A 22,566-nucleotide genomic window follows, 5' to 3' on the forward strand; every position below is an offset into this window, starting at 1 on the left:
CAGCATTGGCCAAGAAAAAGGATTACGGTCTGAGGACAAAGGTTACGGTCATGGTCTCCGCCGTAGTGATGCTGGTCATGGTAGTGCTATACATTATTTTCAGAAATCAGATTATTCCGCAGACCAGACATGCGCTGGAGGATAAGGCAATCGCTATAGCCCGGACCATTGCTTTGATGCCGCTGGTGTCAGAGGGACTCAGTGAAGGGAACAGCAGGGAGATTCAGGCCTACACCTCCAAAATCACCCGCCGCAATGATATTATGTTTGTCGTAGTCATCGATATGAACAGTATCCGTTATTCACATCCCGATACTTCGAGGATTGGGAAGGCCTTCGTCGGTGGAGGGCAAGAGCTTGCGCTGCGCGGCGAAGAAAGTATCTCTGAAGGAGAGGGACTGCTAGGCAAATCGCTGCGGGCTTTCGTCCCCGTGTACAGTAACAAGGGTTCCCAGGTTGGAGTGGTCGTAGTGGGCCTTTCCATGGAACGGGTACACAAGCTGATCCGGCAAAATGAATGGACGATTATTGCAATCCTGCTATCCGGTGCCTTGCTTGGAGCCGGAGGAGCAATGGTATTGGCCCGGAAAATCAAACAGATGATGTTCGGCATGGAGCCATCCGATATCTCTAAGCTGCTGCAAGAGCGCAGTGCCATGCTTCAATCTGCACGTGAGGGTATTATTGCGGTTGACGATCAAGCCCGGATCACCATGATTAATGTAGAAGCGGAACGGCTTCTGGGAACAGCTGGTATTACAGGCAACGCGATGACCCGGCATATCACCGTTTATTGGCCGGAGCTGCGCCTGGAGCAGGTGCTGGTCAGCGGTGAGGCAAGGCAGGATCAGAATTTGGAGCTGAATGGTACCTCCATCTTGGCCAATAGTGTTCCGATCCGGGTGAATGGTCAGATTGCGGGGGCCATTGCTACGTTCCGGGACAAGACCGAGCTTGCAGTACTGGCGGAACGGCTGTCTGGTATTTCCGTCTATGCGGATGCTCTGCGCGCAGGAGCGCATGAATATATGAATAAGCTCCATGTTATCATGGGAATGACCCATATGGGCCTGTACGATGAACTGCAACAATATATTTCGGGGACCGTCAGCAACTACCAGAATGAGATTGGTACAATTACGAGGCAGATCAAGGACCCGGTTATGGCCGGCTTTCTGCTGGGGAAACTTAGCAGAGCCCGGGAAGCGGGGATAGAGCTGCTGCTGACAGAGGACAGCTATCTGCCGGAATCTGCAGATCTGCAAGTGATGCATGAACTGATTACCATCACCGGTAATTTACTCGACAATGCCATGGAAGTACTCGAAGGCCACAGCGTTAAGGAAATTGAGCTTGCTTTTGATTACGACCGGGGGCGCCTGATCTCCACAGTGAGTGACAGCGGACCGGGAATCCCTGAAGCGCTTCGGGAGCAGATATTTGTGCAAGGATTCTCCACCAAGGGAGAACACAGGGGAATCGGACTCTATCTGGTCCGTAACAGTGTGGAGAAGCTGCATGGCCAGCTCCAGATCATACCCGGCCTGGAGCCGGGAACTACATTTATGGCCGATGTGCCATATGCGGTGAAGGAGGATGAGAACCGATGACCATACAAGTGCTGATCGTTGAAGATGATCCGATGGTAGCCAAGTTTAACCGCCATTACCTGGAGCAGATTCAGGGCTTTGAGTTCGCGGGCTGGGCTGCTTCAGGTGGTGAGGCCGTGCAGATGCTTGAGGAGCTTGCGGTTGATCTCATTCTACTGGATTTCCACATGCCGCGTACCAGTGGTCTGCAGCTGTTATCCGCTCTGAGGGAGCAGGGGAGTACGGTCGACATTATCGTCATCTCTGCAGCCAGCGATAATTCGAGCATCCGCAAAGCCCTTCAGCTGGGGGCCGTTGATTATTTGATCAAGCCATTTGAATTCTCCCGCTTTCAGGCGGCGCTGTCCGCGTACCGTGAGGAATACGCTCTGATGAAGCATAAAGAGAACCTCAGTCAGGAGCAGCTGGATAAGCTTCTACGTCATTCTCTTGGTACCGAGGAGGACAAGAGCCGCATGCTGCCCAAGGGTCTTACCGAAGGTACGCTGGAGAGCATTTGGAGCATTATACATAAGCTGGAGCAACCGGTGTTTTCGACCGAGGATATCACGGCAGCGGCTCCGATTTCGCGGATCTCCGTCCGGAAATACCTGGCGTTTCTCACAGAGGCGGGTATTCTGGAGATGGAGATCAGTTATGGAGCGGTGGGCAGGCCTGTATATATGTATACTGTGGCGGCTGAAGGCCGGGGAATTATTGCTAAGTATATTTAGGTGGAAAAAGTATCACTAATTGAGCTCACCATCTGTTTGTAAGATTCAGCCCATTTAGTTATACTTATTCCACTTTGTTTCAGATTCCTATGATTGAATGAACGATTGATTAAATTCAATGAGAAACATCGTTCGTGGAAATATAATGTAAATATACGAGGGGATTACTTTTTTATAAGCCTTGAGGTAAGTTTTTAAACTTCATCCCACAAAATCTGCTTACTTTAGTTACTTAATGATTTCTTTAATTACGTAAGCTTCCATGAACAGCCCCTTTGCCGCTATGATAATTGTGAAAATATGCACAAGGGGGCAACATTACAATGAAAAAGAAAGCAGCCGCTGCTCTTATTCTCATTCTTTCTGTTATGCTGGTGATCGCGGGATGCGACAACAACAACGGCAACAGCAACAACGCTGAGAGCAAGAGTAAGAACACTGAGACCAAAAAAGAAACAGAAGCAGTTTCAGGGGCATCTGAAGCAAGCTATACACCGTATGATCAATTAAAAGATAAATACGATATCATCATTGTGGGTGCGGGTGGTGCCGGCATGTCGGCAGCGCTTGAGGCTAAGGCTAAAGGCTTGAATCCGGTTATTCTTGAAAAGATGCCTATAGCGGGTGGAAATACGTCCAAATCCTCCTCCGGAATGAATGCTTCGCAGACGAAGTTCCAGAAAGAGCAAGGCATTGAAGACAGCAATGATTTATTTTATGAAGAGACCCTAAAGGGTGGTCATGATACCAATGACAAAGAGATGCTTCGTTTCTTCGTTGACAATTCCGCAAGTGCGATCGACTGGTTGGATTCCATTGGGATCCGTCTGAACAACATCACGATTACCGGCGGTATGAAGGAAAAGCGTACACACCGTCCTGAAGACGGTTCGGCAGTAGGACAATACCTGGTCAAAGGTTTGGTGAAAAACGTACAAGAAAAAGGTATTCCGCTGTTCGTGAATGCTGATGTCAAGGAAATTACCGAAAAAGACGGCAAGGTTAATGGGGTCAAGGTCCTCTTTAACCAGGCAGATGAAAAAACAATAACAGGTTCTGCTGTAATTGTGACAACCGGCGGTTTTGGAGCCAATAAGGAAATGATTGCAGAGGTTAGACCCGATTTGGAAGGGCTGGTAACGACCAACCAGATCGGCAGCACTGGTGACGGGATTAAGATGATTGAAAAACTCGGCGGTACAACCGTCGATATGGATCAAATCCAGGTTCACCCGACAGTGCAGCAGGAGAAATCCTATCTGATCGGGGAAGCCGTTCGCGGAGAAGGCGCTCTGCTCGTTTCCAGTGAAGGCAAACGGTTTGTTAACGAAATGGATACCCGGGATCATGTCACCGCAGCCATTAATAAGCTTCCTGAAAAAGCTGCGATCCTTGTCTTTGATTCCGGCGTGAAATCCCGTGTCAAAGCGATTGAACAGTATGAAAAAATGGGATTTGTTCTAAAAGGGGATTCTATCGAAGCCCTGGCCAAAGAAATGGGTGTCCCTGCAGATCAACTGAAGACAACCGTCGATACATGGAACACTGCGGTAAAGAATAAGAAGGATGCCGAATTCGGCAGAACTACCGGTATGGATCACGACCTGTCCGGCGCGCCTTTCTACGCGATCAAAATCGGCCCTGGGATTCACTACACCATGGGCGGTGTGAAGATTAATACGAACACAGAAGTGCTTAATAAAGAAGGCCAACCTATCGCAGGTCTGTTCGCGGCTGGTGAAGTGACTGGCGGTCTGCACGGTCAAAACCGGATCGGCGGCAACTCTGTAGCCGAAATTATTATTTTTGGCCGTCAAGCGGGAATCAAGTCGGCTGAATTCGTACAAGCACAATAGCAGATCAGCTTTTTACCTGAGGGTCGTCCCGGAAGCCGCAAAATGGCTGCCTGGGACGGCCTTTTTGATGAGCTGGATTAGGGTTGACCGCCTGGCGCACGGTAAGAAACAATACAGCCCAGACCTTTAGGACACTGGAGAGGGTTTGGTTGTCCGGGTGAGAGAAAATAGTTCAAGCTCCGGCCGGGCTGTTCCTGCCAGGGTGTCGGACAGCAGTTCTGCAGCGATCATGCTATAGACCGTTCCATTCCCCCCGTATCCTTCGATGAAGTAACAATGGGGATACTCTGGATGAGGACCAATAAAAGGCAGCCCGTCACGGGAGGTTCCGAATACACCGCCCCATGAGAACTCCGCTTCTACTCCTTTGATCTCCGGAAAGAGGGCTTCAAGCTCTTCAAGCAGCCTCTGGCTCTGGGACAGCACTCTGGTTTCCCTCTCCAAGGGACCTGTTAACTGTTCGTCCTTGCCTCCTGCAATGATACGTCCATCAATAGTCGTGCGGAAATACAAATAAGGCCGGGCCGTTTCCCAGATCATGCTCTGTTCATGCCATTTGGGGAATTTCTTCAAGGGCGGGGTCATGATCGCATACGTGTTAATCAGCTCGGCTCCCCGGTCCTTTTTCATCTCCTGAGTTTCATAACCCATCGCGAAAATAACTTTTTTGGCGGAAATCCGGCCATGCTCTGTGAAGCAGGTGACCCCGTCTGCGCCGAACTCCCAATGGCGGGCCTTTGTATGTTCGTATACCCGGACACCACTTGCGTGGGCTTTATGAATCAGGCTATGAACCATACGGAATGGATTGGTGTCCGCATCCCCTCTGGAGTAGAGTGCTGCAGGCTTGGAGAAAGGGTAATGTGCCTTAATTTTGTCTTCCTCCCAGAATTCCGCGTCGAAACCATGTGCAGCGAGATTTTCATACTCCAGCCTTAATGGAGCAACATCCTCCGGGAAGCTGGCATATAGCAGGCTGCTTCTGGGAATAATGTGCGGATCAATATCCAGCTTGCCTGGAAGCTCCAGGATCTTCCCGACAGCTTCACGGCATAACTTATAGAATAATAAGCCTTCCTCTGCTCCAAAAGTATTCATGCAGGAGGTAAGCGATTTGTCATTTGCTACCTGCAGCAAGCCGGTGTTGGCGTGCGTGCTGCCGTGACCCACTGCTCTTTTATCAATCAATACGGTACTCGCTCCGCTTCTGGACAAACGGTATGAAGCCATGGCCCCTCCCATTCCCCCGCCTACGATCAGACAATCGCAGGTGATATCCCCATCCAGCACAGGATATACAGGATAATGGGGCAAGGTTCTCTCCCAGGGTGTCTTCCCGCTGAGTAATTTCATCTGTTGATCTCCCCTTTATGAGATTCCGATAAGGTATTATTGGTCGCTGTACAGGCTCTCATACATCGTTGAGGTCATCTTTACATGTTGGGAGCTGTGCTTTTTGGCACATATTTAGTTTCTATCCGCAGCATACTAATACGGCTTGAACCATATAGAAGGAGGGATACAAGAATATGCAATCTACGCAAATGCAGGCACTTAGCGGAAAAGAACTGGAATATATTGCGGACTCCATCTCCAATGAGGATCTGCTGATTAAGCAGCTGGCCGCAACCGCCGGCAGTACTCAGAACTCGACGGTGAACCAGATTTGCAACCAGCAAATCCAGAGCCATACCCATCACATGGGAATGCTCATTCAGCTTCTGCAGCAGCACCAGCAATATGCGCCCTCACAACCGCAGCAATAAGTGCTTTTTAGCATGAAATCTAAAATTATTTCAAGGAGGTTATTAAGTGTACGCACAAAACGGAGCTCAATTTATGGCGGATGAAGATCTGTTAACTATGATTCTGGATGACCTGAAACGGACTGTACGCGAATATACGACAGCGGCTACAGAATCGAATTGTCAGACCGTGCGCCGGGTCTTCAATGAACTGACTATGGATACACTGCGTATTCAAGGGGATCTGTATAACCAGATGTCTCAGATGGGATTCTATCAGGCACCGGACAAAGCCCTTCGCCAAGCCGTGGACAAGCAGATCCAAAGTGCACAGCAGATCCAGCAAAAAAGCCAGCAATTTGTACAGCAAAAAATAAATGGGACTAGCGATTACAGACAGGCACCTAATGTATCGCAGCATCAGCCTAACGTGCAAAGTTCCTACTATATGTAACCCGGCTACCTCCTACCCGACGCAGCAGAGCGATCTCTTTCCTGCATCCGGGGAGAGAAGCTTCTCCAGATCATGCAATCTGTTAACCCCGCTCCTGCGGGGTTATTTTGTTTGCAGAAGTGCCATTTTCATGTCATATTAGTATTAAACTCTTTTCGCAGGAGGGAAGGCATGAAGGAAATGAATGAACTGAAGAGGAAAGTGCTGGAACTGCTCAAGGAGGACGCGCGGAGCTCTACAGCACTGATGGCAACGCTGCTTGGAGCGGAAGAAGACGACGTCAAACAAGTGATTGAGCAAATGGAGAAAGACCATGTCATTGTTAAATACGCCACTGTTGTGAATTGGGATAAGGTGGACGATGAGCGGGTCACAGCGCTGATTGAAGTACAGATCACCCCGGAACGGGGCCGGGGCTTCGAGGGAATTGCAGAACGGATATATCTGTATCCCCAGGTGAAATCAGTCTACCTCATGTCGGGAGCTTATGATCTCTTAGTAGAAGTGGAAGGCCGGAATCTGCGGGAGGTCGCTAATTTCGTATCTGAGAAGCTGTCTCCCATTGATGCGGTGCTCTCGACCAAAACGAATTTCACGCTCAAAAAATACAAACAGGACGGTATCATCTTTGAAGAGCATGAGGAAGACAACCGTCTCATGATATCTCCGTAAAGGAAGTAATCATCTATGATCACGAATAACAGTCAGCATGCCGGAGATACAGGCAAATCGATGAATTCCTATTTGGCGCCGCTGGTCCAGCAGATTCAGCCTTCGGGCATCCGCAAGTTTTTTGATCTGGCGGCAGGCAGCAAAGATATTATTTCACTTGGGGTCGGGGAGCCGGACTTTAAGACGCCGTGGCATGTTAGAGAAGCCTGTGTATATTCGCTGGAGAGAGGTTTTACGGGCTATACCTCGAACGCAGGTATGCCTGAGCTTCGGGAAGGTATCGCCGAGTATCTGCATAACCGTTTCGCCGTTGATTATAATCCGGCTAATCAGATTATCGCCACAGTGGGCGGCAGTGAAGCCATTGATCTGGCCCTGCGCGCCTTGATCTCGCCCGGAGATGAGATTCTTATTCCTGAGCCTTGTTATATTTCCTATTCTCCGATTACCGCGATCGGCGGCGGGATTCCTGTCGGCATTGAAACGTTCGGGGAGAACAACTTCAAGCTTACCGCGGAGGGGCTGGAAGCCAAGATTACCCCGCGCTCCAAAATTCTGATTCTCTGTTATCCCAGCAACCCGACGGGGGCGATTATGAGCCGTGAGGACTGGGAGCCCATTGCCAAAGTTGTGGAAAAGCATGATCTCATCGTGATCTCCGATGAAATCTATGCGGAACTCACTTACGGCAGCAATCATGTCAGCTTCGCTTCGATGCCGGGCATGATTGACCGGACAATTCTGGTTAGCGGCTTCTCCAAGGCATTTGCTATGACCGGCTGGCGGATGGGCTATGCTTGCGGACATCCAGACTTAATCTCCGCGATGCTGAAGATCCATCAATACACCGTCATGTGTGCGCCTTCCATGGGTCAGGTGGCTGCGCTGGAGGCATTAACGAACGGTATGGAAGAGAAAGACCGGATGACCGACTCCTATAATCAGCGCCGCCGCTTAATTGTCAAGGGCTTGCGGGATGCCGGACTGGAATGCCATGAGCCGCAAGGCGCATTTTACGCATTTCCGAGCATCCGCCGCACCGGACTCACTTCCGACGAATTTGCCCAGCGCCTGCTGCTGGAGTACAAGGTTGCCGCGGTTCCCGGGAGCGTCTTTGGACTTGGGGGCGAAGGGTATCTCCGCTGCTCCTACGCCACTTCTGTCTCCCAGCTGAACGAGGCTGTAGAACGGATAGGGGCATTTGTCTCACAACTGGAACGTGAACATCTGTAATAGGGCAACCAGATGAAGATAATCGGACTATAGCGGATCTCTTTATTGTATGGTATTATTTTACTCTGAGGACAAGAAACACCTATGTTAGTACTTACATGGATTTTCTTTTCTGAATCATACATTTAGGAGGGATGATTGTGCTCAGCGCCGATTATTACTTGCCTTCCTATGGCGGGGAATGTTTGACCGGAAGCGGGAAAAGGCCCCCCAAGGGTGATGTTAACGCACACAGACTCTCTTTGGAAGATGAAATCCGTATTCTCCGCAACAGAATGGAACAGCTTTTTGCACAGGAGAATTCGTTTACTTCGGCTAATGTGATCGAAATCAGCAGCCTGCTGGACCTGAAAATTAATGAATACATGAGAGGACATTTCCGCAGACGCTGAAGCTGCGAATGTTCTTTGACTGGGGACCTTCGGGTCCCTTTTTTGTTTGTATTATATTTACACATAGATCCTTATAATGGTTAGGTATGCCCGCACTTCCTAATATCGATGACAGATTTTGCATTTTTTGAAGATGGGGGAACTTCTTGCACAATGGAAGTAATAATCTGCTGAAGGTTGTGCAGAAGCTCAGTTCGCCGCACTCTAAGCCGAACCGCAAACGGGATTTCATCAAGTTGCTAACGGACGGAGGATTTCACTATAAAGTAATACCGGATGCCGGGCATGGAATAAACCATGAACAGCCGGAGGCTGTCAACCGGGAGATAGTGAGCTTTTTGCTCGGGGTGGAGGTGCAGTGATGATTACGGAAAAGGTGAAAAAGCAAGCTTTTGCAGCACTCGGATGTGATCCCGATCAGGCTGAGCTCCTTGGAGGATACAACGGCAATGTGTTCGGGATTAACCGTGGCGGTGAAGAAATTGTTGTTAAAATATTGGAGAATGCTGTCATAAATGTTGAGGCGCTTTTGTCAGAGTTGGAATGGCTGGAGTATCTGCGCAGTAAGGGTCTGAGTGCAGTCAAGCCGCTTCGTTTGGAAGCCGGAAAGTTCATTCATCCCGTTTCGGAGGAGTACTGTTGTGTTGCCTACGAAAAAGCTCCAGGTATCCCACTGAATCCCAATGACATCATGAGCTGGAATCCTAACGTTTTTGAACAATGGGGAAAGGTCATGGGAAAGATGCATGCGTTGGCCAAAAGCTATGATCCGGTCCATATACGCCCGCAGTGGTTTCAGCACAATCTGCTACAGGACGAATTCCTGCATAAAGATCCGCTCATAGCAGAAAAGTGGCGGCAGTATAGAGCAGCTTTTAAGCAGCTTTCTGTCACGCGGGACGAGTATGGCCTAATACATGGCGATCTGCACCATTCCAACGTTCTGCTTCATCAGGGAAATCTGACACTGCTTGATTTTGGGGACAGCGAGTATCACTGGTATGCATATGATATTGCCATATCGGTGTATCACACGGCCTATGCTGTCCCAGCGGGACCGCAAAGGGATGCTTTCCTACAAGTGTTTTTCAATTCCTTTATGAACGGATACGCCCAAGAGAACAGCCATATCGGCTTTATTTCGCAAATTGATGCTTTTATAGATTATCGGCATCTGTTCTCCTATACCTATCACACGGCCTATGCAGATTTGAGCCAACTCAAACAGGGGCAAATGGAGTTTCTGGGCCAGATGAGATCGGCAATCTTGAATGGTTCATGTTGTTTAGGTTTTGCTCTGGTATAGTATTCTACTACGTCCATGGACGTAGGGCAGGAACAGGCGTCAGTCTGATGCCGGGGATTCTGGGCCTGATTCCGGAGAATATGCTGGGGATAGAATACAGGGAAGTCTGCAAAGGCATGATGTACTGCATTACGTTTAGAAAACCGTAAGTGAAGCAGAACATTCAATGGATAACCCTGGTTCAGGGAGTTATTTACATGTCAGAAATGCCGAACTTTGTTTGCCTTATCTGCATAGGAGCGTTTAAACTAAGAATATGTGACTTTAGAGGCAGGAGGGACAAAGAATGGCGATCTATACACGTACGGGGGACAAAGGGGAAACATCAGTCATCGGCGGCCGCGTAGGCAAGGACGATGTACGCGTTGAGGCCTATGGCACGATTGACGAGCTGAACAGCTTTGTCGGCCAGGCACGCAGTCTGATGGAGGACGAGAAGTTCACAGATGTGCGGGAGCAGCTGCTGGAGATTCAGCATGAGCTGTTCGACTGCGGCTCGGATCTGGCTTTTGTGAAGCTTAGTGAGAATAAATATAAGGTAAAAAGCGAGATGGCTGAGCGCCTCGAAGGCTGGATTGATGAGCTGCAGGCAGAAAATCCGGTGCTGGAGCGATTCATCCTGCCGGGAGGAAGCCAGTTGTCGTCCGTATTGCATGTCTGCCGCACGGTGTGCCGCCGCGCGGAGCGCCGCGCAGTTACACTGGGACGGAGTGCGGATATTAACCCGGAGGCAGTGATCTATCTGAACCGGCTGTCAGATTACTTTTTTGCGCTGGCCCGTACCGCCAATACACGGCTCGGGATTGCTGACGTAGAATATGTGCGAAGCAAAAAGGTGTTCCGTAATTAACATGACGACAAGTTATTATTCACCCATTTCATATCAAGTGCCGCCGTCTGAGGACGGCTGGTTGCTTAAGACCATTCTGCAAAAGCGGATGGATGTCTCCCGCAAGCTGCTGTCCCGGCTCAAAATGACAGACCAGGGCATTATGCTGAACGGAGAACGGGTCTATATCAGCGTGAGGGTAGTCGCTGGCGATACTGTGGAGATCCGCATGGAGCAGGAGACTTCGGAGGATATTTTGCCGCAGCCGATTCCTTTTGAGATCCTGTATGAGGATGAGCATCTGCTGGTCGTTAACAAAGCAGCTGGGATCATTGTGCATCCGACCCATGGGCACTATACCGATACACTGGCGAATGGAGTTGTCTATTACTGGGCACAAAAGAGCGAGCAATTCCGCTTCCGCCCCGTTCATAGGCTGGATCAGGAGACATCGGGTGTGCTAGTGATTGCGAAGAATCCATACAGCCACCAGCATATTTCCGAGCAGATGATTGCCGGAACTGTGGACAAGCGTTACAACGCCTGGGTGCATGGTGTTCCTGCTGTGCCGAGCGGCGATATCGACGGCCCGATCGACCGCGACCCGGCAGAGCCGCACCGGCGGATCGTAACGCCGGATGGTTATCCTTCCTTGACCCGTTACGAGGTCAAGGAGGTGTACCCCGCCGCAGCCAAGGTCGAGCTGAAGCTGGAGAGCGGCCGCACCCACCAGATCCGGGTGCATATGGGCTCCATCGGCTGCCCGCTGATCGGTGACGGAATGTACCGTCACCCGTTATACGCCAAAGCGGGAGTGCCCGCCGGGGTGCCTCAGGCGCAGATTGCGGAGGAGCTGGACACAGAGGAGCAAGCGCAACTGGAGCGTACAGAGGAGCTGGATGGTGCAGAGCGCGCGCAATTGAAGCGTATAATGGAGCTGGATGCGTCCATTCCGCGCCAAGCGCTGCACGCGGTTCGGCTGTCCTTCCAGCATCCTGTGCTGCGCACAGACCTGGTTTTTGAAGCGCCGCTGCCCCCCGATCTGGCGATGCTGCAGGAGAGACTGCAGCTGGACGCAGCCGGGAAGTAGCCAACGGCTCTGAGGGGAAATGAGAGGCAAAAGTGCCCCTGATTTCGCCTCGAGTAGGCTATTTGGGTAGATCAGAGGTAAAAGTGCCTTTGATTTCACCTCAAGTGAGCTATTTGGGTAGATCAGAGGTAAAAGTGCCTTTGATTTCGCCTCAAGTGAGCTATTTGGGTAGATCAGAGGTAAAAGTGCCTTTGATTTCACCTCAAGTGAGCTATACGGGAACAAGGTTTGAAATTTTCAATGTACACCGAAGGAGCAACTGATGAGTCACTTAAAAGTCTATCAATATCCAAAATGCAGCACCTGCCGCAGTGCCGTAAAATGGCTTAAGGAAGCCGGCCATGAGCTGGAACTGCAGCACATAGCCGAGCAGCCGCCTACAGTGGCTGAACTGCGCGTGCTGGTGGCGGGCAGCGGGCTGGAACTGAAGAAGTTTTTTAATACAAGCGGAGAAGTGTATAAGAACCTTGGACTGAAGGACAAGCTGCCCAGTCTCAGTGAAGCGGAGCAGCTTGCACTGCTGTCCAGCAATGGCATGCTCATCAAACGTCCGATTGTCACTGACGGCACTAAGGTTACTGTGGGCTACAAGGAAGAGCAGTACGCTGCTGCATGGAACAAGGCCTGATTCCTTTTACAACCGAAAATAAGAAGATACAAGGAGAGGTTACGCATGAGTTCAGAAACAAAGGGCCGGGTAATGATCGTGGACGGAATGGCTCTGCTGTTCCGGGCTTTTTATGCGACCGCTTATGGAGGATATATCCGCAAGACTAAGGCTGGAATGCCGACGAATGCGGTGTACGGATTTTTGCAGTATTTTTTCGATGCGGTCAGCACGTTTGAGCCTACCCATGTCGTCTGCTGCTGGGATATGGGCAAAGGAACCTTCCGCACCGAGAAGTATGACGGCTACAAATCGAACCGGATTGATGCGCCGCTGGAGCTGATTCCGCAGTTCGATCTGGTCAAAGAGGTAGTAGCTGAGCTGGGTGTGCCGAATATCGGCCTGGTGGGCTATGAAGCAGATGACTGCATCGGCACGCTTGCGTCCTGCTACAGCGGAGAGTCTGAGGTCTATATTCTGACCGGAGATCATGATATGCTGCAGCTGGTCAGTGACAGTGTTAAGGTTGTGATTATGAAAAAAGGCCGCTCCAACTACAAAGTGTACGATCCTGCGGAGCTGCTGGAAGAAAGAGGGCTAACGCCTGCCCAGGTGATTGACCTGAAGGGCTTCATGGGCGATACCAGTGACAATTATCCCGGCGTACGCGGCATCGGGGAGAAGACCGCGCTGAAGCTGTTGACGGAATACGGTACCGTAGAAGGTGTGATCGAGAATCTCCACCTGCTGCCCAAAGGAGTGCGCGCCAAAATCGAAGCTGATCTTGATATGCTCCATCTCTCGCGCGAGTTGGCTGAAATCCGCTGCGATGTTCCGGTTGTCTGTACACTTGCAGAATGTCTGTGGGAGCTGCAGCGAGAGAATGCGGCCCGCAAATTTCAGGAGCTGGAGTTCGGCAGCCTGATGCATTTAGTTGGCACGGTACAGGATGAACGGGGCATTGTGCAGATCGAGCTGGGGGATCTGGGTTAAGCTCCTATTCCATCTATTCAGCAGGACGAACCCAATGCCCAAATAGTTAATTTGTAACATAGCGCTTCTTGTGCCGCCAGCGGCAGGGAGGCGCTTTTTGTTATTGACGAATGTGAAGCAAAGCTACTATAATATTAATATACTTATTAAGTGATTAACTAATATATTAATCTTAGAGAGGCGGCATTGGAATGGCTCAGCGTGCAGTGCTTAACACGGATATCCGCAAGGGAACGATTAACCGGAACATTTATGGACATTTTTCCGAGCATTTGGGACGGTGTATTTATGAGGGGATCTGGGTAGGAGAGGATTCACCGATTCCGAATACCAAGGGTATCCGCAATGATGTAGTGAAAGCGCTTAAGGAGATCCAGGTGCCGGTGCTGCGCTGGCCGGGCGGGTGTTTTGCCGATGAATATCACTGGAAGGATGGCATTGGGGAACGTGAAGGCCGCAAGCGGATGATCAACACTCATTGGGGCGGCACCGTAGAGAACAACCACTTTGGAACGCATGAGTTCATGGAGCTGTGCGCTATGCTGGAGTGCGAGCCCTATATCAACGGTAATGTAGGCAGTGGAACGGTACAGGAAATGTCCGAATGGGTAGAATACCTGACCTTTAACGGCGTATCTCCGATGGCTGAGCTGCGTACGAAGAATGGCCGCGAGGAAGCTTGGGCCGTCAAGTATTTTGGTGTAGGCAATGAAAACTGGGGCTGCGGAGGCAATATGCGTCCTGAGTTTTATGCTGATCTGTACCGGCAGTTCCAGACCTACGTCCGCAACTACGGGGACAACAAGATTCACCGGATCGCTTGCGGGCCGAACTCGGACGATTATCACTGGATGGAAGTGTTGATGCGCGAAGCTGCCAAGTTTATGGACTCCATCACACTGCATTACTATACCGTTCCCGGTGCAACTTGGGAGCATAAGGGTGCGGCTACCGGCTTTGAAACTTCGGAATATTTCACAACACTGGAAAAGGCGCTGCACATGGAAGAACTGGTGTCCCGCCACAGCGTGATTATGGACAAATACGATCCTGAGAAAAGAGTCGACCTGATCGTCGATGAATGGGGTACCTGGTATGATGTGGAACCGGGCACGAACCCGGGCTTCCTGTATCAGCAGAACTCGATCCGCGATGCGCTGGTTGCCGGATTGACACTGAATATTTTCCACAAGCACAGCGACCGTGTGCGGATGGCGAATATTGCCCAGACGATTAACGTACTGCAGGCCGTCATTCTTACCGAAGGCGAGAAAATGCTGCTGACTCCGACTTATCATGTATTTAATATGTACAAGGTGCATCAGGACGCCGAACTGCTTGATCTGACGCTGGACAGTGGTTCTTACAGCTATGACGGTAAGGAGATTCCGGAAGTATCCGCTTCGGCATCAGTAACAGCTGCAGGTGTCATTCATGTCAGCCTGTGCAACCTGAATCATGCGGCCGCAGCTGTACTTCCGCTGGAGTTGCGCGGACTTGCCGGTAAAGCGGTACAGATTAACGGTACAACGCTTGCCGGGGCTACCATCGATGCCCATAACTCATTCAGTGAGCCGGAAGCGGTTGCTCCGCAGCCGTTCACTGCCTTCAAGCTGGAAGGGGATACGCTTACTGTGGAACTGCCGGCGATGTCGGTAACGGTACTGGAAATTACACCGAACGCATAAAAGGAGTACTGTTATGGCTACAACTACTGCCTGCAAAGGCTGCCGGGATGATTATAAAGTAACAGAAGCCCAGATCGCCCGTATACTGGCGTCATCGATGTTCAATGAAGGCAACACCGCTTCAGATCAGGTATATACAGAGCGGGTCGCCATATGCAGGACCTGCCCCAAACTGCAGGATGGTGTAACCTGCACGGCCTGCGGCTGCATCATACCGGTTGTGGCCCGGCTGAAAGCACGCGGCTGTCCGCTTCCCGGCGGCGGTCTATGGCAGCCTGTTAATGAATAGACACGGTACAGAGGTTGTCAGGCCAGGCTGTCTAGAATACAGCATCGCATGAATATGACTGAACCCAAAACCCCCGAATTCCATCAGTTTGGTAAACTGTGGAATTCGGGGGTTCTTGTTTTTGTTCTTGTTCTTGTTTTTGTTCACTCACGTATAAGCGGGCTTAAGCAGATCCGGCCGCCTCACTGCTATCCGGCATATCTGTATAGTATAGATCAACCAGCATATCTTCGTTATAATTGCCAAATCCTTTGCCGAACAGGGTAAGACCCCCGATATGCTCGGCGTCCTCTTCCACCGAAAGCATGAACGTCCATTGTTTGCTGCGAATGCCCACCTGGTCAAGCGTAACTTCGGACAGTTTATGACCATCCATAAAAGTACCCTTGGGCGTAACCCTCAGCTGCTTGAGCAATCCGTATTGATTGGTGAGTGCGGGCCACCAGGAGGGGGTATATTTGCCCTGTCTGTCTCCGTAATCGCCGGGACTGGTCCAATAGCCCAGTTTGTGACCGTTCAGGGTAAAGGTGATGTCCGAAGGCCAATTGTTATTGATGGACGGCGCTTCTGAGGCAATCTCCATCGTAATAACCAGTTCCTCCGGCTGCTGGCTGGACAGTAGAAAGTTGGGGATTTTATATTCAACATACCCCTTGCCAAACCAGAGAATACCGGCATTCATCCGCTCCAGATCCCAGAAATAACGCGGATCGTCAAAGTTGCCGATGATTTGCTCAGTGGTAGCCAGTCCGCAGGTTGGTTCGATCTGGAAATTGGAATAATGCCCGACTGGAATCTCTTTCCGGTGGCATTTACGCTCTATTTTGTCTTGGCCCGGGAAAAGAATCTCAGCATGGTCCACGTCAATCGTACAGATTTTCTGCAGGCCGCTCCGTCCGGGAGCCATATGGGTGCGGATCAGCCCGGCGGCTTCCAGCTTACGCACATGCATGGTCATGATCGCACTGCTGAGTTTGACCGATCCGGCTAATTCCTTGACATTCATGGGCTGAACGGCGAGCAGACGGAGCATATGCAGGCGCACAGAGCTGGATAATGCTTCGTACACCGGCAGGGATTCTTCAGTAAGATCAAGTTTCATGAACAGCCTCCGATTCAGGATTATAGTTAATAATTATATTACTCAAGTGACATTCTTACAAGCTTTCCACGGCAGCACTTTTATCACAGACATCTGTGAGGGATGTCCGCTATGATGTACAGGATGAATCAGCGACGAAACAAGGTGCCTTTGATTGTATATCAAGGGATAACAGGGAATCGGGTGCAACTCCCGAGCGGTCCCGCCACTGTAAGGAAGAGCCGGCTTTCAAAAGGTCACTCGGTGATAGCTCCGGGGAAGACGAAAGCCATGCTGTGATCCCGAGCCAGGAGACCTACCTTGTTTGCGCACACACGACTCTACGCGGATAGGAGCGGTGTACGAACGGATGATCAGAAGGGGGTGCGCTGCTTGTTTTGGCGGCGGAGCAGCCTTCTCTTTGTGATCTGAACACGTACATATAACTCCCACCCACTCCGGGCGGGAGTTTTTGGTTTGAAAGGTAAGAGTGTATATGTTTCATGCCTATGAAAATTAAGGATGGAGGTTTTTGAATGCACAAACGCAGTTTTTGGCGTTTTGCAGCTTTGGTCTGTGTATTTGCCGTTTATTTGTTGCTGAATGAACCGGGCACAGCTGAAGCGATGCACATTATGGAAGGTTTTTTACCGGTAGGCTGGGCGTTGTTCTGGTGGGCAGCCTTTCTGCCATTCTTTTTGCTGGGAATCCGTAAGCTTACCCGAATCACCCGGGACAATCCCGAGCTGAAGCTGCTGATGGGTCTATCGGGTGCCTTCACATTCGTACTGTCCGCCCTCAAAATGCCGTCGGTAACCGGAAGCAGCTCCCATCCTACAGGGACGGGACTTGGCGCTGTGATGCTGGGGCCGCTACCGATGAGTGTGATCGGATCGGTTGTACTGTTGTTCCAGGCACTGCTGCTGGCGCACGGAGGGATTACTACACTTGGAGCGAACGCCTTCTCCATGGCGGTGGCCGGACCTTTTGCCGGTTATGCGGCCTATAGGCTGATTATGAAACTGAATGGACGGGAAAAGCTGGCGGTGTTCTGTGCGGCTGCGGTAGCGGATTTGATGACCTATGTCGTCACTTCCTTTCAGCTTGCGGTGGCTTTTCCGTCGGCAAATGGCGGCGTGCTGGCTTCCTTTGCTAAATTTGGCGGTATATTTGCCGTGACCCAGATTCCGCTGGCAGTCAGTGAAGGACTCTTAACCGTACTGCTCTGGAACTGGCTGAAGGCTTACAGTCCGCAGGAGCTGTCACTGTTCAAACGTGCAGCCGGGGGAGGCGGCGAACGGTGAAGAACAAATGGAGAAACCTGTTGATGCTGCTCGCAGTGATTCTGCTGGTGGTCCTGCCGCTTCTGTTCGTGAACGGGGATTTCGGCGGAGCCGATGACGCGGCCGAGAGTGCAATCACGGAGATTGATCCCACATACAAGCCCTGGTTCAAGCCGCTGGCCGAGCTGCCGGGTGAGACGGAGAGCATGCTGTTCGCGCTGCAGGCGGCCCTTGGTGCAGGAGTGATCGGCTATACACTGGGTCTCTTGAGAGGAAGACAGGACCGGCAGAACCAGCAGAACCGGCAGAAGCTGAATGATTAGAAGAGTGGATGCGTTATCCTGCAGCAATGCCCTGGGGCAGCTGTCCCCGATGTGGAAGAGCCTTTTTGCGGCCGTTATGTTCATACTCGCTTATGTGCTGCATCCGGCGCTTCAGATACTTATTGCACTCTGGATGATGCGGTGGTGTCTTCTCTACGCCAAAATCCCTCCGCGCGCTTATGGCCTTCTTGTCGGCACAGCATTGTTGTTCTTCGGCCTCAGCCTGCCGGCATTGCTGGTGGAGTTCGGTCATCCGGCTGCCGGAGAGGCTTCTTGGTATCTGCAGATTCCAGGCATGTCCCGGGTTCTGTACATGACCCCGGCAGGGGGAATGCGGGCTGTGCTGCTGCTGGCCCGGGTGTCAGCCTGCCTGGCCTGCTGCCTGTTCATTATACTGACGACACCGTTCGGCGAGCTGCTGCAGGTACTCCGCCGGCTGCGGATGCCGCAGCTTGTGCTGGAACTGATGCTGATTATGTACCGCTTCCTGTTCCTGCTGGATGACACAGCCCATGGACTGCTTCTGGCCAGGCGCCTGCGCGGCGGTCAAAGGGGCTTCAGGGCGAAGCTGCGGGAGGTTGCAAGTATGGCAGCTTCACTGTTCGCTAACACCATGCACCGGTACTATGGGCTGTCGCAGGGGCTGGCAACCCGGGGATTTACCGGGGAGATTCTTTTACCGCCCTATGTGAAGCGCACAGTGCCGCGAAGGTTTGCCTTTGAAGCCTATGCCGGAATCGCGCTCCTGGTGGCTGTACAACTGTGGCTGCTATGGACTTGATGCAAAAGATGATGATCCATGAAGTGAAGCCGCCTGGAGAAGAGGAGCCACATGAACATAGATTACAGTTTGGCCTTTGAAGATGTTGTATTTCATTATCCGGACACGATGGAGCCTGCACTCCGCGGGTTGACCGTGGCCGTCCCCAAGGGCTGTAAAACAGCCTTGCTTGGACATAACGGTTCCGGCAAATCAACGTTATTTCTTCATGCGGTAGGCCTGCTGCGGCCGCAAAAAGGTACGCTGCTGCAGGCGGGACAGCCTGTATCTTACGCCAAAAAAGAACTGGCCGCCCTGCGCCGCAGAGTCGGTCTGGTCTTTCAGGACCCTGAGCAGCAGCTGATCTTAAGTACACCACTTGAGGATATCTCCTTCGGGCTGCGGGGCACCGGTATGGATGAGACCGAAATTGAATTACGTTGTGCTGCCGTTCTGGAGCAATTGAACCTTACTGCTCTAAAGGATAAACCCATCCATCAGCTCAGCCTGGGTCAGAAAAAGCGCACAGCGCTTGCAGGCGTGATAGCGATGGAGCCGGAGCTGATCTTGCTCGACGAGCCAACGTCTTACCTGGACCCGCTGTCCGAGGCGCAGCTTCTAGATGGCCTGGACAGTATCCACCGTAAGGGCACAACTGTGGTTATGGCCACGCATGATATGAATCTGGCTTACCGCTGGGCGGACTGGATCATCGTGCTGGATCATGGCTCCTGCCGGGCCGCCGGAACGCCGGATGATATTTTTGCGGGGCCGGAGACGCTGCAGGCGATTGGCCTGGAGCTTCCGCTGCTGGCAGAGCTGTGGCACAGCCTGCCACTGCACGTAACGCAAGGAGTCACGGCTCCCCGGAACGCCGGGGATTTCAAGGCGCTGCTTGGCAGTCTGCTAGGTGAAAGGATGGGCGGGTAGTGCCGGGCTGGCCAGTTGATGAGGAACTGCGGTCCGGGGTGTTGCGCTGATACGGGCCAATGAGGAAGCAGTTGAACAGCATTACACACGAACGGGGGAACAAGAATGAACAAGCTAGGAAAGCTGCTGATTATCGGCTTTGGGCCTGGTGCTATGGAGCATATTACGGGCCGCGCTTTAACAGCGCTGGAAGAAAGTGAGGCCGTGATCGGCTACAGCACTTATGTGGACTTGATCCGGCCGCTGCTGCGGCATCAGGAAGTTGTAGGTACAGGCATGACCGAGGAGGTCAGCCGGGCCCAGGAAGCGGTTCGCCGGGCCGAAGCCGGGCAGACGATTGCGGTTATCTCCAGCGGAGACGCGGGTGTATATGGAATGGCGGGGCTGGTCTATGAAGTGCTGATCGAACGGGGCTGGACTCCAGACACAGGTGTAGAGGTCGAAGTGATCCCGGGTATATCGGCCATTCAATCCTGCTCCTCACTGCTGGGGGCACCGATTATGCACGATTCCTGTACAATCAGCCTGAGTGACCATCTTACGCCTTGGGAGAGCATTGCGGCACGTGTAGAAGCGGCGGGAGCCGCGGACTTCGTAATTGCCTTTTACAATCCGCGCAGCGGGAAGCGTACACGCCAGATTGAAGAGGCCCGCCAGATTCTGCTCCGTTACCGGGATCCTGCCACTCCGGTCGGGATCGTAAAAAGCGCCTACCGTGACCGGCAGCAGACCATCGTCACTACACTTCAGGATATGCTGAATCATGAAATCGGCATGCTCTCGACGGTGATCGTCGGGAATTCCGCCACAATGGTCTATGAAGGCCTCCTGGTTACACCGCGCGGCTACGGGCGCAAGTACAGCCTTGGCGCAGATACTCAGGCATTGAAGCCGCATGAACGGCTGCGGACCTCAGCGGAGCCTTGGTCGCTGGCGGCGGCACTGGCAGGCGGTGAAGCTTACACTACTGGGCAGACCTTGGCTGGTCCGGTACTGAGAGTGCAAGCAGAACGTGAAACGGATGCAGTGAACGCGGGAGCGGTGCAGATCGGCGGGTATCCACCACAAGTGAAGGGGATCGGAACGACAGGGCTGAACGACTCGCCTCCGGGCAACTACGTGAAGGTGACAACCTGTGGCTTTTGTAACTTGAGAAAAGAAGGTGCCAGGGCAGCGGCAGAACGGTTATTTCAACAGCTGCACGGCAGGTCTACGCCTAGAGAGCTGCAGATCAGCGTAACTGGCTGCGGGATGGCCTGCAACTCGGCAGTCCTGGAGGATATCGGCCTTATTTATTCCAAAGGAAGCTTTGAGCTATACCTTGGCGGCAAAAAAACCGGACGTGCCGCTCATGCGGGCACACGGGTCCGTGAGGGAATGAACGAAGAGGAAGCGATAGCCGCCGTAACAGCGGTTGTGGAACAATACTGTGCGCAAGGCTATCCGAATGAGCGGTTCTATACTTTTTTTGAACGGATGGGCCGGGGAATTGCTGTGAACTTCACAAGTTCGATGAGCATACTGCATGCAGAACACATGCATCTGCAGAGCCCGGAAAGTCCCCTGGGGAGAACGGCTGTGCTGCTGGTAGGACATGGAAGCCGTGTGGAAGAGGGGAATGAGGAGCTGCGGAATTTCACCAGCTTGCTGGCTGCCCGCAGGCCTGAGCTTACGATTGAAACCTGCTTTATCGAGCTGTCGGCCCCGTCCATTTCCGGAGGGATAGATCAATGTGTGCGTGGAGGAGCCGGTAAGGTCTATGTGGTGCCGATTATTTTGTTCGGGGCAGGACATTCCAAGCTGGATATTCCGATGGCTCTGGATCAAGCGAAGCTGAAATATCCGGGTGTGGAATTTATATATGGCCGTCCTCTTGGCGTGCAGGAGAGAGCGGTAGACATTCTGATGGACCGGATCGCCGGGGCTATGCCGCTGTTGCGGCCGATATCGGCATCGTCTCTGCTGGTAACGGCGGCTGGGCTGTCAGAGGAAGAGGTCAAGGTACCGGATGAAGATACTATTGTGCTGGTCATGGGCCGGGGAGGCAGCGACCCGGATGCGAACAGTGACCTCTGCAAACTTACACGGATGCTCTGGGAAAGAACCTCCTATAAAAGCGTTGAGGCCTGCTTTATTGCCATGGCCAAGCCTTCGCTAAACGCAGGATTGGAGCGGTGCCTGGCACTTGGAGCGCGTAAAATCATCGTGCTGCCGTATTTATTGTTCACTGGGGTGCTGATGAAGCAGTTCGGCGAAACGGTGAACGATTTTGCTGAAGCTCACCCGGAGATTGAAGTAGAGGCAGGCAGCTATCTAGGCTCACACCCGCTGCTGTCCGATATGCTGCTGGATCGGATTGATGAGACGATAGCAGGCCGAACCGCAGCCAACTGTGACAATTGCAAATACCGCGATGAAGCATCTGTTCACCACTACCATCACCACCACCACGGTGAAGAGGGGCATAACCACGGCTCCCATGGGGGAGAAGGTCATGGATGTGGTCACGGGCACGATTGCGGTCACGGCCATCATGGCCGACATCACGGGTATGATCACACGCATGATCACACACATGATCATCATGTACACAACCATGACACAACAGTAGGCATACCTTCAACTACGGCTGTAGAGGCGGCGGATACCTTGCCCCCGTCTGATGTTCCACGGGATGTGCTGCACCCGGCAACGGCTCCAAAGGCGCGCTGA

At 52.0% G+C, this 22,566-nt stretch carries 23 protein-coding genes, 1 pseudogene and 1 riboswitch; of the genes and pseudogenes, 22 read left to right on the forward strand and 2 right to left on the reverse strand.

The window, feature by feature from the left end:
* Positions 1-5 precede the first annotated feature (5 nt).
* From dcuS to A3849_RS00395, 3 genes are all read left to right on the forward strand, one after another.
* On the forward strand, positions 6-1,610 hold the full coding sequence (gene dcuS, locus A3849_RS00385) for a DcuS/MalK family sensor histidine kinase (protein WP_074109649.1): 1,605 nt from the start codon (positions 6-8) through the stop codon (positions 1,608-1,610).
* A complete protein-coding gene (locus A3849_RS00390; RefSeq protein WP_074109650.1) occupies positions 1,607-2,323 on the forward strand; it encodes a response regulator in 717 nt (238 codons plus the stop codon). Before dcuS ends, A3849_RS00390 begins: the two co-directional genes overlap by 4 nt.
* Before the next feature lie 323 nt (positions 2,324-2,646).
* The gene (locus tag A3849_RS00395) at positions 2,647-4,179 is read left to right on the forward strand and encodes a flavocytochrome c (protein WP_074109651.1); all 1,533 of its coding nucleotides are present in this window, start codon (positions 2,647-2,649) and stop codon (positions 4,177-4,179) included.
* A 126-nt stretch (positions 4,180-4,305) separates the two neighbouring features.
* Here A3849_RS00395 and A3849_RS00400 read toward each other — a convergent pair whose 3' ends face one another.
* Positions 4,306-5,532 (reverse strand): NAD(P)/FAD-dependent oxidoreductase, encoded by a 1,227-nt coding sequence (locus A3849_RS00400; protein WP_074109652.1) that lies wholly within the window; start codon positions 5,530-5,532, stop codon positions 4,306-4,308.
* Between the two features lie 176 nt (positions 5,533-5,708).
* Here A3849_RS00400 and A3849_RS00405 point away from each other — a divergent pair, with 176 nt between their 5' ends.
* The 13 genes from A3849_RS00405 to A3849_RS00465 all read left to right on the forward strand — a co-directional run bounded on the left by A3849_RS00405 (position 5,709) and on the right by A3849_RS00465 (position 15,477).
* Entirely contained in the window at positions 5,709-5,945 is a 237-nt protein-coding gene (locus tag A3849_RS00405) for a hypothetical protein (protein ID WP_054939665.1), read from the forward strand.
* A gap of 46 nt (positions 5,946-5,991) precedes the next feature.
* The gene (locus tag A3849_RS00410; protein WP_074109653.1) at positions 5,992-6,378 is read left to right on the forward strand and encodes a spore coat protein; all 387 of its coding nucleotides are present in this window, start codon (positions 5,992-5,994) and stop codon (positions 6,376-6,378) included.
* Positions 6,379-6,549: 171 nt separating this feature from the next.
* Positions 6,550-7,050 carry an Lrp/AsnC family transcriptional regulator gene (locus A3849_RS00415; protein WP_074084663.1) on the forward strand — a complete coding sequence of 167 codons (501 nt, stop codon included), beginning with the start codon at positions 6,550-6,552 and terminating at the stop codon, positions 7,048-7,050.
* 15 nt (positions 7,051-7,065) lie between these two features.
* A complete protein-coding gene (locus tag A3849_RS00420; RefSeq protein WP_074109654.1) occupies positions 7,066-8,283 on the forward strand; it encodes an aminotransferase class I/II-fold pyridoxal phosphate-dependent enzyme in 1,218 nt (405 codons plus the stop codon).
* A gap of 134 nt (positions 8,284-8,417) precedes the next feature.
* Positions 8,418-8,675, forward strand: coding sequence for an aspartyl-phosphate phosphatase Spo0E family protein (locus tag A3849_RS00425; RefSeq protein ID WP_083613301.1), 258 nt, complete (start codon positions 8,418-8,420; stop codon positions 8,673-8,675).
* A 146-nt stretch (positions 8,676-8,821) separates the two neighbouring features.
* Positions 8,822-9,037 (forward strand): alpha/beta fold hydrolase, encoded by a 216-nt coding sequence (locus A3849_RS00430; protein WP_074109655.1) that lies wholly within the window; start codon positions 8,822-8,824, stop codon positions 9,035-9,037.
* Positions 9,037-9,981, forward strand: coding sequence for a phosphotransferase enzyme family protein (locus tag A3849_RS00435; protein WP_074109656.1), 945 nt, complete (start codon positions 9,037-9,039; stop codon positions 9,979-9,981). The genes A3849_RS00430 and A3849_RS00435 overlap by 1 nt, the downstream gene beginning before the upstream one ends.
* A gap of 286 nt (positions 9,982-10,267) precedes the next feature.
* Entirely contained in the window at positions 10,268-10,831 is a 564-nt protein-coding gene (locus A3849_RS00440; RefSeq protein WP_074109657.1) for a cob(I)yrinic acid a,c-diamide adenosyltransferase, read from the forward strand.
* 1 nt (position 10,832) lies between these two features.
* Positions 10,833-11,900 (forward strand): RluA family pseudouridine synthase, encoded by a 1,068-nt coding sequence (locus A3849_RS00445; protein WP_074109658.1) that lies wholly within the window; start codon positions 10,833-10,835, stop codon positions 11,898-11,900.
* A 262-nt stretch (positions 11,901-12,162) separates the two neighbouring features.
* The gene (locus A3849_RS00450) at positions 12,163-12,528 is read left to right on the forward strand and encodes an arsenate reductase family protein (protein ID WP_074109659.1); all 366 of its coding nucleotides are present in this window, start codon (positions 12,163-12,165) and stop codon (positions 12,526-12,528) included.
* 45 nt (positions 12,529-12,573) lie between these two features.
* On the forward strand, positions 12,574-13,500 hold the full coding sequence (locus A3849_RS00455) for a 5'-3' exonuclease (RefSeq protein ID WP_074109660.1): 927 nt from the start codon (positions 12,574-12,576) through the stop codon (positions 13,498-13,500).
* 191 nt (positions 13,501-13,691) lie between these two features.
* Complete coding sequence (locus A3849_RS00460) at positions 13,692-15,188, forward strand: alpha-N-arabinofuranosidase (RefSeq protein WP_074109661.1); 1,497 nt, start codon at positions 13,692-13,694, stop codon at positions 15,186-15,188.
* A 13-nt stretch (positions 15,189-15,201) separates the two neighbouring features.
* The gene (locus A3849_RS00465) at positions 15,202-15,477 is read left to right on the forward strand and encodes a DUF6171 family protein (protein ID WP_074109662.1); all 276 of its coding nucleotides are present in this window, start codon (positions 15,202-15,204) and stop codon (positions 15,475-15,477) included.
* A gap of 163 nt (positions 15,478-15,640) precedes the next feature.
* Here A3849_RS00465 and A3849_RS00470 read toward each other — a convergent pair whose 3' ends face one another.
* Complete coding sequence (locus A3849_RS00470; protein ID WP_074109663.1) at positions 15,641-16,579, reverse strand: ArsR/SmtB family transcription factor; 939 nt, start codon at positions 16,577-16,579, stop codon at positions 15,641-15,643.
* 125 nt (positions 16,580-16,704) lie between these two features.
* Positions 16,705-16,896: riboswitch (cobalamin riboswitch) on the forward strand.
* Positions 16,897-17,094: 198 nt separating this feature from the next.
* Between A3849_RS00470 and A3849_RS00475 the strand changes: the two genes are divergently transcribed.
* The 6 genes and pseudogenes from A3849_RS00475 to A3849_RS34090 all read left to right on the forward strand — a co-directional run bounded on the left by A3849_RS00475 (position 17,095) and on the right by A3849_RS34090 (position 22,566).
* Complete coding sequence (locus tag A3849_RS00475; protein ID WP_074109664.1) at positions 17,095-17,862, forward strand: energy-coupling factor ABC transporter permease; 768 nt, start codon at positions 17,095-17,097, stop codon at positions 17,860-17,862.
* Positions 17,859-18,164 carry an energy-coupling factor ABC transporter substrate-binding protein gene (locus tag A3849_RS00480; RefSeq protein ID WP_074109665.1) on the forward strand — a complete coding sequence of 102 codons (306 nt, stop codon included), beginning with the start codon at positions 17,859-17,861 and terminating at the stop codon, positions 18,162-18,164. The genes A3849_RS00475 and A3849_RS00480 overlap by 4 nt, the downstream gene beginning before the upstream one ends.
* Positions 18,157-18,945, forward strand: a complete 789-nt coding sequence (gene cbiQ / locus A3849_RS00485; RefSeq protein ID WP_074109666.1) for a cobalt ECF transporter T component CbiQ — start codon at positions 18,157-18,159, stop codon at positions 18,943-18,945. Before A3849_RS00480 ends, cbiQ begins: the two co-directional genes overlap by 8 nt.
* 51 nt (positions 18,946-18,996) lie before the next feature.
* Positions 18,997-19,854 carry an energy-coupling factor ABC transporter ATP-binding protein gene (locus A3849_RS00490; protein WP_074109667.1) on the forward strand — a complete coding sequence of 286 codons (858 nt, stop codon included), beginning with the start codon at positions 18,997-18,999 and terminating at the stop codon, positions 19,852-19,854.
* Between the two features lie 105 nt (positions 19,855-19,959).
* A pseudogene (cobJ, locus tag A3849_RS34085) lies at positions 19,960-20,787 on the forward strand (precorrin-3B C(17)-methyltransferase); the annotation flags it as partial.
* A 192-nt stretch (positions 20,788-20,979) separates the two neighbouring features.
* Positions 20,980-22,566, forward strand: a complete 1,587-nt coding sequence (locus tag A3849_RS34090) for a sirohydrochlorin chelatase (protein WP_483874368.1) — start codon at positions 20,980-20,982, stop codon at positions 22,564-22,566.

Origin of the sequence: Paenibacillus sp. P46E (assembly GCF_001909095.1) — a bacterium.
Taxonomy (GTDB): Bacteria; Bacillota; Bacilli; order Paenibacillales; family Paenibacillaceae; genus Paenibacillus_AQ; species Paenibacillus_AQ helianthi.

What these genes read in the sequence shown, in the direction of transcription:
- A3849_RS00405 (WP_054939665.1), top strand. Translation starts at nt 5,709, where the DNA reads ATGCAATCTACGCAAATGCAGGCACTTAGCGGAAAAGAACTGGAATAT.
- A3849_RS00460 (WP_074109661.1), top strand. Translation starts at nt 13,692, where the DNA reads ATGGCTCAGCGTGCAGTGCTTAACACGGATATCCGCAAGGGAACGATT.
- A3849_RS00490 (WP_074109667.1), top strand. Translation starts at nt 18,997, where the DNA reads ATGAACATAGATTACAGTTTGGCCTTTGAAGATGTTGTATTTCATTAT.
- A3849_RS00400 (WP_074109652.1), bottom strand. Translation starts at nt 5,532, where the DNA reads ATGAAATTACTCAGCGGGAAGACACCCTGGGAGAGAACCTTGCCCCAT.
- A3849_RS00450 (WP_074109659.1), top strand. Translation starts at nt 12,163, where the DNA reads ATGAGTCACTTAAAAGTCTATCAATATCCAAAATGCAGCACCTGCCGC.
- A3849_RS00465 (WP_074109662.1), top strand. Translation starts at nt 15,202, where the DNA reads ATGGCTACAACTACTGCCTGCAAAGGCTGCCGGGATGATTATAAAGTA.
- A3849_RS00395 (WP_074109651.1), top strand. Translation starts at nt 2,647, where the DNA reads ATGAAAAAGAAAGCAGCCGCTGCTCTTATTCTCATTCTTTCTGTTATG.
- A3849_RS00455 (WP_074109660.1), top strand. Translation starts at nt 12,574, where the DNA reads ATGAGTTCAGAAACAAAGGGCCGGGTAATGATCGTGGACGGAATGGCT.
- A3849_RS00415 (WP_074084663.1), top strand. Translation starts at nt 6,550, where the DNA reads ATGAAGGAAATGAATGAACTGAAGAGGAAAGTGCTGGAACTGCTCAAG.
- A3849_RS00445 (WP_074109658.1), top strand. Translation starts at nt 10,833, where the DNA reads ATGACGACAAGTTATTATTCACCCATTTCATATCAAGTGCCGCCGTCT.
- A3849_RS00425 (WP_083613301.1), top strand. Translation starts at nt 8,418, where the DNA reads ATGATTGTGCTCAGCGCCGATTATTACTTGCCTTCCTATGGCGGGGAA.
- A3849_RS00475 (WP_074109664.1), top strand. Translation starts at nt 17,095, where the DNA reads ATGCACAAACGCAGTTTTTGGCGTTTTGCAGCTTTGGTCTGTGTATTT.
- A3849_RS00470 (WP_074109663.1), bottom strand. Translation starts at nt 16,579, where the DNA reads ATGAAACTTGATCTTACTGAAGAATCCCTGCCGGTGTACGAAGCATTA.
- A3849_RS00435 (WP_074109656.1), top strand. Translation starts at nt 9,037, where the DNA reads ATGATTACGGAAAAGGTGAAAAAGCAAGCTTTTGCAGCACTCGGATGT.
- A3849_RS00440 (WP_074109657.1), top strand. Translation starts at nt 10,268, where the DNA reads ATGGCGATCTATACACGTACGGGGGACAAAGGGGAAACATCAGTCATC.
- cbiQ (WP_074109666.1), top strand. Translation starts at nt 18,157, where the DNA reads ATGATTAGAAGAGTGGATGCGTTATCCTGCAGCAATGCCCTGGGGCAG.
- A3849_RS00420 (WP_074109654.1), top strand. Translation starts at nt 7,066, where the DNA reads ATGATCACGAATAACAGTCAGCATGCCGGAGATACAGGCAAATCGATG.
- A3849_RS00390 (WP_074109650.1), top strand. Translation starts at nt 1,607, where the DNA reads ATGACCATACAAGTGCTGATCGTTGAAGATGATCCGATGGTAGCCAAG.